The organism is Actinomadura rugatobispora, from assembly GCF_055379765.1.
In genome coordinates this window covers 9871117-9884798 of the sequence record NZ_AP029191.1, presented here as the reverse complement: position 1 = coordinate 9884798, position 13682 = coordinate 9871117, and the positions used below count along the sequence as shown (strand labels likewise).

The following is a 13682-nucleotide window of genomic DNA, read 5'->3' as shown; positions in this document are numbered from 1 at the left end:
TCCCCCACCGTGAAATGTACGCTCCGTACATGTACAGAGTGTACGCAACGTACATTTCAGATCGGGAGGCCCTCATGAACGGAAACCCGGGAGCCCGCTTCTTCCACCGGGAGCGGCCCGACGACCCCGGGCAGGAGCCGCCCCGGCCGGAGACCTACATAGGGCGCACGCACGCGTCGGTGGCCGCACCCGAGCACCTGGTGAACGAGGCGCTCTCCCAGCGCCTGCTCGGGCAGCGGATCATCTTCCTGGGGCAGGAGATCGACGACCACCTGGCCAACCGGGTCTGCGCCGAGCTGCTGCTCCTGGCCGCGCAGGACGGGCGGCGCGACATCACGATCTACATCAACTCCCCCGGCGGCGTGGTCGACGCCGGGATGGCGATCTACGACATGATGCAGTTCGTCCCCAACGACATCTCCACCGTCGCGATGGGCATGGCCGCCTCCATGGGCCAGACGCTGCTGTGCGCGGGCACGTCCGGCAAGCGGTACGCGCTGCGGCACGCCCGGGTCATGATGCACCAGCCGCACGGCGGCATCGGCGGCACCGCCTCCGACATCAAGATCCAGGCCGAGCAGTCGCTCTACCTCAAGACGATCCTGGCCGAGCTGCACGCCCGCCACACCGGCCGCCCGCTGGCCGAGATCCAGGCCGACTCCGACCGGGACCGCTGGTTCACCGCCGAGGAGGCCAGGGACTACGGCTTCGTCGACCAGGTCATCGACACCACCGACCGGGTGGGCTCGTGATGGCCGGGCACGCGCCGTACGGCGACCACCGGCCCCGGAGCCGTTACGTGATGCCCTCGTTCGTCGAGCGCACCACCTGGGGCACCAAGGAGATGACGCCGTACAACAAGCTCTTCGAGGACCGCATCGTCTTCCTCGGGACGCCCGTGGACGACACCTCGGCCAACGACGTCACCGCCCAGCTGCTGGCGCTGGAGGGGATGGACCCCGACCGGCCCATCAGCATCTACATCAACTCGCCGGGCGGGTCGCTGACGTCGATGCTGGCGATCCACGACACCATGCAGTACATCCGGCCCGAGATCGAGACGACCTGCGTGGGGCAGGCGGCCTCGGCCGCGGCGATCCTGCTGGCCGCCGGCACCAAGGGGCGGCGGTCCGCGCTGGCGCGGTCCCGGATCCTGCTGCACGAGCCCAGCGTGGACGGGGCGATCCGGGGCCAGTCCAGCGACATGGAGATCCAGGCCCGGGAGATCCTGCGGCTGCGCGAGCAGATGGAGCTCATCGTGGCCGAGGCGACCGGCCGGGACCCCGAGGTGGTCCGCCGGGACCTGGACCGGGAACGGTACTTCACCGCCGAGGAGGCCAAGGAGTACGGCCTGATCGACGAGGTCCTCACCACGCGGGGCTGATCGCGGCGGCCTGCCCGCCGCGCGCGGGGGTCCGCGCGGGGCGCCGGCCGCCGCGGCTCGCGGCCGGCGCCCGTCCGTCCTGGCACACGAGCGGGCACCGAAACCGGGACCGCCGCCCGAACCTTTCCCCCACGGCGTGCAACGGAGCGGAAAGAGCAGGGTTGGACAGCCCCGAGGGCGGGAATCTTGTGACGAGATCCAGCGTTGGTCAGGACGAGAACGCAAGCCGTCTGGGAGGCACGTGACGATGGCCGAGCGCGCACTTCGCGGCACCCGACTCGGAGCGACGAGCTACGAGAACGATCGCAACACCGATCTGGCCCCTCGCCAAGAAGTGGACTACACCTGCACGAAGGGCCACCGGTTCACCGTGACGCTCGCAGCCGAGGCCGAGGTGCCGATGACCTGGGAATGCCGCAGCTGCGGGGCGACCGCACTGCGGGTCGACGGCGAACTGCCGCAGACGAAGAAGGGCAAACCGCCGCGCACCCACTGGGACATGCTCATGGAACGCCGCACGCTCGAGGACCTCGAGGAGGTGCTGGCCGAGCGTCTGGAGATTCTGCGAGCGGGACGGCGGAGGACCGCCTGACCACTGGATCGACGCGACGACTCCGACCTCCGTATCGACCCTGATGCGGAACAGGGCCCGCGCCGCCGCACCCGCGGCGGGGCGGGCCCGGTCATGTCCGGCGAAGGCGTCATCGGCGGTGCCCGCTCCCGGTCGGCTCCGATTCATGCTCTGGCGGCTCTGGTCGCGTCCCGGCGGGTCACTTTCCGGTGGGGCGGTCGTCGTCCTCGTGGACGACCTCGCCCTGCACCACGCGCCCCGTGGGCTCCTCCTGCGCCGCGCCGCCGCGGGCCGCGCCGTACGGGGAGAACCCGCCCTGCGCCCCGCCCGCCCCGGGCGGGAACAGCGAGCCCCGGGCCTCGGCCTGGCGCAGCCGCCGCGCCCCGTAGGCGGTGAGCAGCCGCCGCACCAGCGGCCGGGTGAACGGCAGCACGAACAGCAGCCCGATCACGTCGGAGACGAACCCGGGCGCCACCAGCAGCATCCCGCCGGCCAGCACCATCGCCGTGCCCGACAGCTCCTTCTCGGGCGGCGTGCCGCGCTGCACGGCCTCCTGCAGCACGCCCCAGGCCCGCAGGCCCTCGCGCCGCACGATCCAGCCGCCCAGCGCGGTGGTGGCCAGCAGCGCCGCCAGCGTCCACCACCCGCCGATCACCCCCACCAACTGGACGATCACGAAGATCTCCAGGACGGGCATCAGCAGGATCGCCAGGAGGGTCAGGAGTGCCGGCATGGCTCCAACTCGGGTCTCGTCGACGGCGGGGCCTTCGCTGTGGTCAACGCCGGGGACGGCGCAGCCGTTCCACCCGGTCGGTCAAACCCCAGCGGGTCACCCGCCAGGCCGCCTCGGCGAACACGTCCTGGCTCATCTTGCTGGTGCCGTGCACCCGGTCGACGAACGTGATCGGCACCTCGACCACCCGCAGCCCTTCGCGCAGCGCCCGCAGCGCCAGGTCGATCTGGAAGCAGTAGCCGCGCGAGTCGACCTCCTCCAGCCCGATCTTGGCCAGGGTGGCCGCCCGGAACGCGCGGAACCCGCCGGTGGCGTCGTGCAGCGGCATGCCCAGCATCAGCCGGGCGTAGGTGTTGGCGCCGCGCGAGAGCGCCTCGCGCCGCACGGGCCAGTTGCGGACCCTGCCGCCGGGGATCCAGCGGGCGCCGATCACCAGGTCGGCGCCCTCCAGCGCGGCCAGCAGCCGCGGCAGCTCCTCGGGCTGGTGCGACCCGTCGGCGTCCATCTCGACCATGACGTCGTAGCCGTGGTCGGCGGCCCAGCGGAACCCGGCGATGTAGGCGGGGCCCAGGCCCTCCTTGCCGGCGCGGTGCAGCACCCTGACGTGCTCGTCGACCTTGGCCAGCGCGTCGGCCAGCTCCCCCGTGCCGTCCGGGCTGGCGTCGTCGACGATCAGGACGTCCGCCGGTGGCACGGCCTCGCGCACCCGGCCGACGATGCTCTCGATGTTGTCCCGCTCGTTGTACGTCGGGATGATCACGAGCACCCGGCCGAGGTCGGCTGGGATCTCCATCGGCGTCAATTCCCCTCGTTCTTCCTGCGGGTGAACCAGGCGGCCCAGCCGGCCGCCCCCGCGGCCAGCGCGGCCAGCGCCCATTCGGGTGCGGCGCCGGCCCGGTCGGCGGGCGTCACCGCGGAGCGCGCCGGAACGGAGGCCACCTGGATGTCGGGCACGAACTCCCGCGACCGGTCGATCATCCGGCCGTCCGGGGCCACGATCGCGCTGATGCCGCTGGTCGCCGCCACCAAGATCGTACGGCCATGCTCCACGGCGCGCAGCCGGGACATCGCGATCTGCTGCGGCGGCAGGCTGGTCTTGCCGTAGGTGGCGTTGTTGGTCTGCACGACCACCAGGTCGGCCGCCGCGGCGTCCCGCACCTCGCCGTCGTAGGCGACCTCGAAGCAGATCACGTCGCCGACGGTGGCGGGGCCGAGCCGCATCACCGGGTCGCGGGTGCCGTGGGCGAAGTCGCGGGGGATCCGCTCGAACCGGGTGATCAGCCGGGTGAGGATGTCGCGGAACGGCAGGTACTCCCCGAAGGGCACCGGATGCCGTTTGACGTAGTAGTCGCCGGGGCCCTTGGCCGGGTCCCAGACGATCCCCCGGTTCTCCACCTTCTCCCCGTCGGGGGTGTCGGTGAGCGCGCCGACCAGGACGGGGACGCCGATGTCCTTCACCGCGGCGTCGATCGCCTGGTAGGCGTCGGGTTCGGCGTAGGGGTCGAGGTCGCTGGCGTTCTCGGGCCACACCACCAGCTCCGGCCTGGCGACCTTCCCGGCCCTGACCTGGGCGGCCAGCTCGCGGGTGACCCGGACGTGGTTGTCGAGCACGGCTTTGCGCTGCTCGTTGAAGTCCATGCCCAGCCGCGGGACGTTGCCCTGGACGACGGCGACGGTGACGGGCCGTCCGGCCGTGGGGGTGGGGATCAGCAGCCCGCCGCCGATCACCGCGGTCACGGCGGCGACGGCGATCGCGAGGGGGCGGGCGGAGGCGCGCAGGATCGGCGGCGCCCCGGTCTCCTCCCGGGCGCGGGCGCGGGCCCGCAGGACGGCGATGACCCCGTACGCCAGGAGGGCGCCGATCAGCGCGGTGAGGAAGCTGACCAGCGGCGCCCCGCCGAAGGAGGCGTAGGGGGTGAGGGGCGTGGCCGTCTGGCTGAAGGCCAGCCGGGCCCAGGGGAATCCGCCGAACGGCACGCGGCCGCGGACCAGTTCCTCGGCCACCCACATCGCGGCCACCCACACCGGCCAGCCGGGCAGCCGGGTGACCAGGGCGACGCCCGCGCCCATCGGGATGAAGTAGAGCGCCTGGACGACCGCCAGCAGGATCCACGCGTCCGGGCCGATCTTGACCAGGCCCTGCAGCACCGGGATGAAGAACACCACGCCGGACACGAATCCCAGCCAGGCCCCGGTGCGGGCGGGCAGGCCGTGCAGCGCGAGCGTCAGCAGCGCCACGCCGGGGAAGACCAGCGGGGTCAGGTCGGCGGGCGGGAAGGCCAGCCAGAGGGCCAGCCCGGCGGCCACGGCCAGCAGGGTGCGGGGCCAGCCGGCCCGGCCGCCGCGGTACAGGGGACGGTGAGGAGGCTTCCGCGCGGCGGGCGCGGAGGCAGCGGGCCCGGAGGCGGCGCGGTCTTCGGCGGAGGGTGCGCCGCCGGCGGGACCGCCGGCTGGTCCGCCGTCCCCCTCGGTGGCCCGTTCGGGCAGGATCTCCTGCGCCACATCCGCTCCTTGCTCCGCCGTCGGAGGCTTCGACACCTCCGTTTCTTCCTACCCCGCGGCGATCGGGTCGCGTCCCGTCGAACCGCTTGCCGGAACGCTACCGGGCCGGGCACACCCACGGCGACCCGCGACGCTGCGGGTCGCCGCCGAGGCCGCACGGCCGGCCTGCGCCGCGGCCCGCGTCCCCTGAACGGGAGGCGCCGGCCGAGCACGTCGCCGACGCCCGGACCGCGCTCCGACGATGCCGATCGACATGCCGGCCCGGCGTGCAGCGGGCCGGGCGGATCCGGGTCCTGCCGTCGTGCCCGGAGGGCGCGGTGGACGCGTTCGGCGACACCGGCCGGCTGGTGGACATCGCCGCGGCCGTGGTGCCGGCGGAACGGTCGGGGACGTGCACGGGCGCCCGGTCGCGCCCGACCCCCGAACTCAGGCGCCGGTGGAGCGCGGTCGCGGGGGCGACGCCGGAGCCGGATGAGACGGTGCGCGCAGCCGCGACGGGGGCGGGCTCGGACGACCGAGACCGGAAACGAGGGCGCGTGCGAGGGGCACGGAAGAGGGCCCGTGACATCCCTCGGGCCGAAGTCGTCCCACAGGCGGTGAGAACGAAGCTCCGTTTTCTACTGGATGTCCGGGCCCTTTCCGGGTCCAAGCCCCCGCCCGATCGGGCGGCTCCGCTCCGACGCGGCCACCGGTCACCACCCCTGGCTCGGACGGTCTCCGGCGGGTGCCGCACCGGCCTGGACGGCCGCCGAGCACTCCGCCGCCGATCCCGTCATGGCGCGGTACGGTGGCGCCGTGAGCGGCCGATCGGTGAGTCCTGTGCTGGACTGCAGCAAAACTACCGAAGTCCCCGGCCTTGTCAACCGCCGCATGTTCTGGGGCGACTCCACGTTCGGCCAGCTCAACCCCATGATCGGCGCATCGGTGGGAAATCCCGCCGGTCACAGGGGTCCCGTGCGTCCCGAGAAGGCCTTTCACAACGACTCTGTCACGAAGCGCCCGGCACCCGGCCGGGACGGTCAGGACGGCGGCCCGGGCCGGTCGGCGGACGGGCCGGGGACCACGACGGTGCCGGTCGCGGTGGCGGCCACGATCGGCTCGGCGAGCACCTCGGCCGCCGACTCCCCCTTGTCGGGACGGCCGCGGCACACCACCCGCGCCTCGAACCGCATCTCGCGGCTGCGGCGGCCCGCGCGGACGAGGGTGGCGCTGGTCTCCACCACGTCCCCGGCGCGGACGGGCGCCCGGAACTGCACGTCGGAGTAGGAGGCGAACAGGCCCTCGTCGCCGTCGGAGCGGATGCTGACCTCGGTGGCCACGTCGCCGAACAGCGCCAGCAGGTACGCCCCGTCCACGAGGTCGCCCGCGTAGTGCGCGTGCGAGTAGGGGATGTAGCGGCGGTGCGTGACGGTGAGGCCTTCGCGCGGATCGCTCACGTGTCCTCCTCGGTGGACGGTTCGCCGGGCGGGTCGGCGGGCAGCAGCGCGTGGACGATGTAGCCGGCGACCTCCGCCGGGGTGGTGCCCTTGCCGAAGACGCGGTCCACGCCCAGGTCCTCGGCCGAGACGGTGTCGAAGCGGGGGCCGCCCACCACCAGCAGGGGGCGTCCCATGCCGGCGGCGACCGCGGTCGGGTACTCGGCGTGGAAGGCGGCGGCCATCTGCTTGGTGTTGTGCACGTGGGCGTTCCGCTGCGTCACGACCTGGGACACGAGCACGGCGTCGGCGTTGTCGGCCTTGGCCCGTGCGACGAGTTCCTCCACGGTGACCTGGGCCCCCATGTTCACCACCTGGATCTCCCGGTAGTACTCCAGGCCCTTCTCTCCCGCGAAGCCCTTCACGTTGAGGATGGCGTCGATGCCCACGGTGTGGGCGTCGGTCCCGATGCACGCGCCCACGACGACCAGCCGCCGGTTGAGGGCGCGGCGGATCGCCAGGTTGACCTCCTTGGACGACAGCAGCGGGTACTCCCGCTCGGGCGGGGCGGGGATGCCCGCGTAGTCGATGAGGTGGTTGACCCGCCCGTACACGATGAAGAACGTGTAGTCGGGGCCCATGGCCTTGGAGTGGACGACGCTGGCGGGCTCCAGGCCCATCTTCCCGGCGAGCTGAAGCGCGGCGGCGTCGGCGCGCTTGCCCGCGGGGACGGGCAGGGTGAACGACATCTGGACCATGCCGTCGCCCGTGGTGTCGCCGTAGGGCCGGATGACCTGCCGGGTGTCGGCGGGCTCGGCCGGGGGCCGTGCGGCGGTGTCGTGGGCCTCGCCTGTGCGGGCCGCGCCGGGGCCGGTCATGCGGGCACCTCCTCCTCGGTGTGCACGGCGTGCGGGTCCTCCTCGTCCAGGATCTCGATGGCGGGGTTGAAGTACCCCTCGGCGCGGGGCACCACGCCTTCCAGGCCCTTGCCCGCGTCGGGCGGGCGGCGGGTGACGCCGAAGGTGCCCTCGGCGATCGCGGTGAGCAGCCCGTCGCGCTCGACGCGCTCCAGCAGCTCGACCGACTCGCCGAGCACCCCCCGGGCGCGTTCGGCGACCAGGCCGCCGGGGCGGGGCTCGAAGTCCTCGGCGAGGCCGCCGCAGGCGTCGCGGACGTAGCGGACGTTCTCCAGGGCCAGGTCGCGGTCCGACAGCCAGGGGGTGTGGATGCCCTCGGTCATCATCCCGATCAGGATGATGGACTGCCCGGTCATCACCCCGGCCAGGTTGAAGAAGGCGTCCAGCAGGTAGCCGGCGAAGATGTTGCCGGTCATGTGCTTGGTCGGGGGCATGTACTTCAGCGGCGCGTCGGGGAACAGCTCGCGCACCAGCTGGGCGTGGGCCAGCTCGAGCCGGAAGGACTCGGGCACGGCGGGGTCGATCTCGAACGCGTGGCCCAGGCCGAGCTGCGCGTCGGCCAGCCCGGCCTCGTGCCCGAACCGCTCGTTGAGCAGCTGGCTGACGACGACGGTGTGCGCGGCCTCCACCGCGTCGGCGGTGGTGAGGTAGTTGTCCTCGCCGGTGTTGATCATGATCCCGGCGCGGGCGTGCACCTGGCGGGAGAAGCGCTGGTCGATGAAGGTGCGGCGGGGGTTGATGTCGCGGAAGATGATCCCGTACATGCAGTCGTTGAGCATCATGTCCAGGCGCTCCAGCCCGGCCAGCGCCGCGATCTCGGGCATGCACAGCCCGGAGGCGTAGTTGGTCAGCCGCACGTAGCGGCCCAGCTCGCGCGAGACGTCGTCGAGCGCGGCGCGCATCAGCCGGAAGTTCTCCTGGGTGGCGTAGGTGCCGGCGTAGCCCTCCCGGGTGGCGCCCTCGGGGACGAAGTCCAGCAGCGACTGCCCGGTCGAGCGGATCACCGCGACCACGTCGGCGCCCTCCCGGGCGGCGGCCTGGGCCTGCGGGATGTCCTCGTAGATGTCGCCGGTGGCCACGATCAGGTAGATCCAGGGACGGGGCGGGTCGCCGACCTCCGCCAGCATCCGGTCGCGCTCGGCGCGGCGCCGGTCGATCCGGGCGATGCCCGAGCGCGCGGCGCGGCGGGCCGCGTCCCGGGCCCTCCCGGCGTCGGCGCCCCCGGGCAGCCGGAACCGCGCCTCGCCGCGCGCGGCCGCCCCGGCGAGGTCCGCGGCGGACCGGTACGGGCCGCGCAGCATGGCGTCCCAGACCGGCAGCGCCACGCCGTGCTCCAGGCCGACCTGGTCGCGCACGGCGTCGGCGAGGTGGTTGGCCCACGGCCGGCCGCCGGCGTCGGCCCCGGCCAGCCCGGCGATCCTCAGCAGCGCGCGCTCCACCGACACCGTGGTGTGGGTGCGCGCCATCTCGATGACCGGTTCGGCGGCCCGGGCCGCCAGGACCCGGGCCCGGCGCACGAGATCCGGATCCAGATCGAGTTTCCCCTGCGGCGCCATTGCCGCCTCCCCTCACGCCCGCCCGTGCCCCGCTCCGCGCGGCACGATCAGGCCATCGGCCCGTACACGAATATCTGCTTTCTCTTATGCCCTCTTATCGAGATCTTCCTGCTTTGACCTCCATATTCGCAAGACCCTTCACGGCACCCCTCGTAGGCAACACCTCTCTCACCGGCCAAGCACTCCCCAATGACCTTGCGCACGCGTAAAGTCACCCTGCGTCACAGGTCATGTCCTGGTGTCCGCTACGGCGATGTGAGAGGAGCACGGTGGTCTACCTGCTAGCGGCGGTCTGTGCGGTGGGCGTGGTGCTGATCGCGGGCCGGCTGGTCCGGCGCGGACGCGACGACCGCGCTCCCGACGGCCCGACCTCCGGCCACGCCGGGTCGATGATCTCGGCGCTGTTCCTGCTGGCGTTCGCGGTCGCGATCGTCGTGCCGTGGGCGGCGACCGACTCGGCCCGGCTCAACACCTACAGCGAGGCCCAGGCCGTCACCGAGGCGTACTGGTCGGCCGAGCGGCTGCCCGCCGGCCCCCGCGACAGCGCCCGCGCGGGGCTGCGCGACTACGTGCGGTTCGTCCGCGACGAGGAGTGGCGGCAGATGGCCGAGGGGCGCCTCAGCCCCGGCGGCTGGACCCGTCTGGACGCCGTCCGGCGCCAGATCATCACCCTCAGGGCGCCCGACGACGACGAGTACAAGGACGCCCGCAACGCCTTCCTCGAACAGGTCACCGCGATCTCCGCCGCCCGCCACCAGCGCGCGATGGACGCCCGCACCACGCCCCCGCCCGGCCTCCTGGTCATCACCGCCCTCACCGGCCTGCTGGTGGTCGCCTTCCCCTTCCTGGCCGGGGCCAGGCCGCGCGGCATGACCATCGTCCCGCTGGCGCTGATGGCCGGGCTGCTGGCCATCGGGATCTACCTGGCGATCGACATCTCCCACGCCTTCACCGGTGCCCTGGCCGTGCGGCCCGACGCGTTCACCGGCGCGCTCGCCGAGATCGACCGAATCTCGGGAGGCTGACCATGCCCCCGACGGAACCCCCGTTCCACCCCCGCCCAGCGCCCGGACCGGCTTCCCGCTCCACGTCGGCCACAGCACCCCGAACCGCCTCCGTTCCCCGCTCAGAGACCGGCTCGACCTCGCCCTCGCAACTCGAATCCGCCCCCGTCCCGACACCCCGATCCGAGCCATGCCCGGAAACCCACCCGGCGCCCGACCCCGCCTATGCCTCGGCGTCCGGGTCCGCGTCGATGTCACGGACGTCTCGGGTCGCGTCCCCGAGGGCTTTGCGGTCGGCATTGGGTGCCGTGTCCCTCCCCAGATCGTGGTCGGCCGTCTGGCCGGGCGGGGCCGTACCGGTGGCGCTGGCGGTCGGGCTGTCGCCGCTGTGCGCGCCGACGGCGGCCGCGGCCTCCCCACGCCCCGATCCGGCATCCGCAGCCTCCCCCCGGTCCGGCCCAGCGTCCGCAACCTCCCCACGGACCGGCCCGGCGGCGGCATCCCCACGAACCAATCCGGCACCCGCAGCCTCCCCACGGACCGATCCGGTGGCCGCAGCATCCCCCCGATCCGGCCCAGCGGCCGCAACCTCCCCGCGCACCGGCCCGGCGGCCCCGGCCTCCCCACGATCCGGCCCGGCGGCCCCGGCCTCCCCACGGACCGGCCCGGCGGCTGCGGCCTCCCCGCGGTCTGGCCCGGTGGCGGCCTCGCCACGGACCGGCCCGGTGGCCGCGGCCTCGCCACGATCCGGTCCCGGGACGGCGGTCTCGCCTTCTCGTAGGTCTGACGCGTCGCGGCCGCAGATTCCGTCCCCGCGCCCCTCGCGTTCGAGCGCCGAGGCGACCTCATCGGTTCGTGTGCCGCCCTCACGGCGTCCCTCGCCGGATGCGCGTCCCGACCCCGACGGCTCCCCCTCGAAGGCCGAGAAAGGGCCCAAGCCGTCTTCTCAGGGCACTGCGGACAAGGGCCCGTCCGGTGGCGTGGGCCCGCCGCTGGTGTCGGTGTGCCTGAAGATCTCGGTGGACGTGGTGGTCAGCGTGCACGTGGTCGTCGCCATTCCCGCTTGGGCCTGCCCCGGGCATCCACCGCCTCCGCCTGCGCCTCCGCCCTCTCCCCCGCCCCCCTCCGAGGCCCCCGAGCCGCCCAAGCCGCCCGACCCGCCCAAGCCGCCGGAGCCGGTCCCACCACCCCCGGCTCCGGCTCCCACCCCCACACCGTCGCCGGCTCCGCCGAGGCCGGCGCCTCCGTCGTCGCAGCCGATCGCCGTGCCGCGCCCGCCCGCCCCGGCTCCGGAGCGCGCCGAGCCCGAGCCGGCCCCCTCGCCCAGCGCCAAGGCCGAGCCCCGCGACCGGCCGCGGATGGCCAAGGCTCCGCCCCGGCGCCCCCATCCGCTGTCCAATCCGATCATCCTGGTGGTCCTGGCAATGGTGATCAGCTCGGTGGCGGCGGTGGCGTTCGCCCGCTGAGATCGTTTTTGCCCCAGGATGGGGCCATGGCGGAGTGGCGGCTCAGCGAGACCGAACAGCGGGTGTGGTCGGCGTTCACCGGCGGGGAGTGGGTCGATCTGCGCACGGGCGGTCCGGGCGAGGACGATCCCTCCCGCGCCGCCGACTGGGACGAGGGCCGTGTCGTGCGCGGTGAGGTGATCGCCGCGCTGCTGCTGGGCGCCGTCCCGCCCGATCCCGGACGGCGCCCGGCGATCCGGCTGCGCGGCGCCCGGATCGAGGGCCGCCTCGACCTGATGGGCGCCGAGATCCCCTACACCGTGGTCTGCGAGCACTGCCACTTCGACGGCCCGATCCGCCTGGTCGAGGCGACGGCCCGCACCATCAGGCTCACGGGTTCCGACATCCACTCCATCAACGCGCCCCGGCTCGTCATGGACGGCCTGCTGAACCTGTACCGCAGCACCGTCCGCCACGGACTCAGGCTCGAACGCGCCCGGGTGAACGGCGAGATCACGCTGCGCGACGCGCGGATCGGGCCCGACGCCGAGGGGATCGCGGTCGCCGCCGACGGCCTGGTGGTGGACGGTGAGATGGAGGCCAACGACGGCTTCCGCGCCACCGGCGTCTTCCGGCTGCGCAACGCCCGGATCGAAGGACGGCTCGGGTTGGAGAACGCGGTCGTCGAGGCGCCCGGACGGAGGGCGCTGGCCCTCAACCGCGCCACGGTCAAGGGCGGGCTCCTCGCGACCGGGATCACCGTCGAGGGCGAGACGGCGATGCGCGGCACGCGGATCGAGGGCGAGGTCCGGTTCGACGGGGCCCGGCTCCGCGCGCCGGGCGGGATCGCCCTGGCCGCGGGCGGCATGGTGGTCGAGGGGCCGTTCCTGGCCCAGGACGGATTCACCGCCGAAGGCCAGATGCGCATGCCCGGCGCCCAGATCCGCACGTTCCTCACGATGCCCGGGGCGTCGGTCTCGGCGCCGGGCGGCACCGCGCTGTGGCTCGACCAGCTCTCGGTCAACGACGTGGACGCCGCGGACCTGACCGTGACCGGCGGAACGGTGCGGCTGGCGGGCGCGCAGGTGGGAAACGACCTGACGCTCGCCGGGGCGCGGCTGGACGGCGGCGCGGAGGAGGTCGCGCTGGCCGCCGACAACATCACCGTCGGCGCCACCTTCGACTGCCGCGGGCTGCGCGCCCGGGGCGAGGTGCACGCGGTCGTGGCCAGGATCGGGGGGCGTCTCCTGCTGACCGGCGCCCGCCTGGAGCATCCCACCGGCACCTGCCTGCGGCTGTCGCGTGCCGATATCGGCGCCGACCTGTTCGGCCGCGAGCTGACGGCGGTGGGGCGGGTCAAGCTGGAGGGGGCCAGGGTGGGCGGCCGCGTCGACCTGGAGGGCGCGCGCCTGGACGATCCACGCGGGACGGCCCTCGACGCCCGGTCGCTGCAGGCGGGCGAACTGCTGCTGCGCCCCGCCGCGCCCATCGGCGGGACGGTCACCCTGGAGCACGCCCGGATCGGCCTGCTGCGCGACGATCCGGACCGGTGGCCCGAGGCGCTGTCCCTCAACGGGCTGACCTACGAGAGCCTCGAGCCGCGCCTGCCCGCGCAGCAGCGGCTCCGCTGGCTCGCCCTCGACCCGGACGGCTACCAGCCGCAGCCGTACGAGCATCTGGCCGCCTTCTACGCCGCCTTGGGACAGGTCGCCGAGGCACGGCGCGTGCTGCTGGCCAAGGAGCGGGCGCACCGTCGCGGGAGTACGCCAATGGGCAGGGTCTGGGCACTCGTCCAGGACGCCACGGTCGCCTACGGGTATCAGCCGTGGCGGGCGTTGCTGTGGCTGGCGCTGCTGGTGACGGCGGGCGCCGTGGTGTACGGGGCGGAGCCTCCCAAGCCGCTCAAGCCCGGTGAGGCCCCGCATTTCAACCCCGTCGTCTACACCCTGGACCTGCTGATCCCGCTGGTCGACCTGGGGCAGGAGCGGGCGTTCAATCCGGCCGGCGGCTACCAGTGGCTGTCGTACGCGCTGGTCGCCGCCGGCTGGATCCTGGTCACGGTGATCGCGGCGGCCGTGGCGCGCGTCCTGTCGCGCCGCTGACCCGGGGCCGGCGCCACGCCCGGGAGGCGGCGGCGCGCGGTCACGGACCAGCT

Annotated in this window: 12 protein-coding genes; 6 read left to right on the top strand and 6 right to left on the bottom strand. The window is 73.8% G+C overall.

The window, feature by feature from the left end; translation table 11 throughout:
* The first annotated feature begins 74 nt into the window (after positions 1 to 74).
* From ACZ466_RS44440 to ACZ466_RS44430, 3 genes are all read left to right on the top strand, one after another.
* Complete coding sequence (locus tag ACZ466_RS44440) at positions 75 to 752, top strand: ClpP family protease (RefSeq protein WP_378282225.1); 678 nt, start codon at positions 75 to 77, stop codon at positions 750 to 752.
* The gene (locus tag ACZ466_RS44435) at positions 752 to 1384 is read left to right on the top strand and encodes an ATP-dependent Clp protease proteolytic subunit (protein ID WP_378282226.1); all 633 of its coding nucleotides are present in this window, start codon (positions 752 to 754) and stop codon (positions 1382 to 1384) included. The genes ACZ466_RS44440 and ACZ466_RS44435 overlap by 1 nt, the downstream gene beginning before the upstream one ends.
* Positions 1385 to 1631: 247 nt before the next feature.
* Entirely contained in the window at positions 1632 to 1976 is a 345-nt protein-coding gene (locus ACZ466_RS44430; RefSeq protein WP_378282281.1) for an RNA polymerase-binding protein RbpA, read from the top strand.
* 178 nt (positions 1977 to 2154) lie between these two features.
* Here ACZ466_RS44430 and ACZ466_RS44425 read toward each other — a convergent pair whose 3' ends face one another.
* The 6 genes from ACZ466_RS44425 to kamD all read right to left on the bottom strand — a co-directional run bounded on the left by ACZ466_RS44425 (position 2155) and on the right by kamD (position 9078).
* Positions 2155 to 2688, bottom strand: coding sequence for an FxsA family protein (locus ACZ466_RS44425; protein ID WP_378282227.1), 534 nt, complete (start codon positions 2686 to 2688; stop codon positions 2155 to 2157).
* A 43-nt stretch (positions 2689 to 2731) separates the two neighbouring features.
* Positions 2732 to 3481: a polyprenol monophosphomannose synthase gene (locus ACZ466_RS44420; protein WP_378282228.1), complete on the bottom strand. Its 750-nt coding sequence runs from the start codon at positions 3479 to 3481 to the stop codon at positions 2732 to 2734.
* Between the two features lie 5 nt (positions 3482 to 3486).
* Positions 3487 to 5190, bottom strand: coding sequence for an apolipoprotein N-acyltransferase (gene lnt, locus ACZ466_RS44415; RefSeq protein WP_378282229.1), 1704 nt, complete (start codon positions 5188 to 5190; stop codon positions 3487 to 3489).
* Positions 5191 to 6209: 1019 nt separating this feature from the next.
* Complete coding sequence (kal, locus tag ACZ466_RS44410) at positions 6210 to 6626, bottom strand: 3-aminobutyryl-CoA ammonia lyase (RefSeq protein ID WP_378282230.1); 417 nt, start codon at positions 6624 to 6626, stop codon at positions 6210 to 6212.
* Positions 6623 to 7483: a lysine 5,6-aminomutase subunit beta gene (gene kamE / locus ACZ466_RS44405; protein WP_378282231.1), complete on the bottom strand. Its 861-nt coding sequence runs from the start codon at positions 7481 to 7483 to the stop codon at positions 6623 to 6625. The genes kal and kamE overlap by 4 nt, the downstream gene beginning before the upstream one ends.
* A complete protein-coding gene (kamD, locus tag ACZ466_RS44400; RefSeq protein ID WP_378282232.1) occupies positions 7480 to 9078 on the bottom strand; it encodes a lysine 5,6-aminomutase subunit alpha in 1599 nt (532 codons plus the stop codon). The genes kamE and kamD overlap by 4 nt, the downstream gene beginning before the upstream one ends.
* A gap of 269 nt (positions 9079 to 9347) precedes the next feature.
* Here kamD and ACZ466_RS44395 point away from each other — a divergent pair, with 269 nt between their 5' ends.
* The 3 genes from ACZ466_RS44395 (at position 9348) to ACZ466_RS44385 (ending at position 13629) form a co-directional block, all read left to right on the top strand.
* Complete coding sequence (locus tag ACZ466_RS44395) at positions 9348 to 10103, top strand: bestrophin-like domain (protein ID WP_378282233.1); 756 nt, start codon at positions 9348 to 9350, stop codon at positions 10101 to 10103.
* A 1244-nt stretch (positions 10104 to 11347) separates the two neighbouring features.
* Positions 11348 to 11548, top strand: coding sequence for a hypothetical protein (locus tag ACZ466_RS44390; protein ID WP_464041932.1), 201 nt, complete (start codon positions 11348 to 11350; stop codon positions 11546 to 11548).
* Between the two features lie 26 nt (positions 11549 to 11574).
* Entirely contained in the window at positions 11575 to 13629 is a 2055-nt protein-coding gene (locus tag ACZ466_RS44385; RefSeq protein WP_378282235.1) for a translocation/assembly module TamB domain-containing protein, read from the top strand.
* The last annotated feature ends 53 nt before the right edge of the window (positions 13630 to 13682 follow it).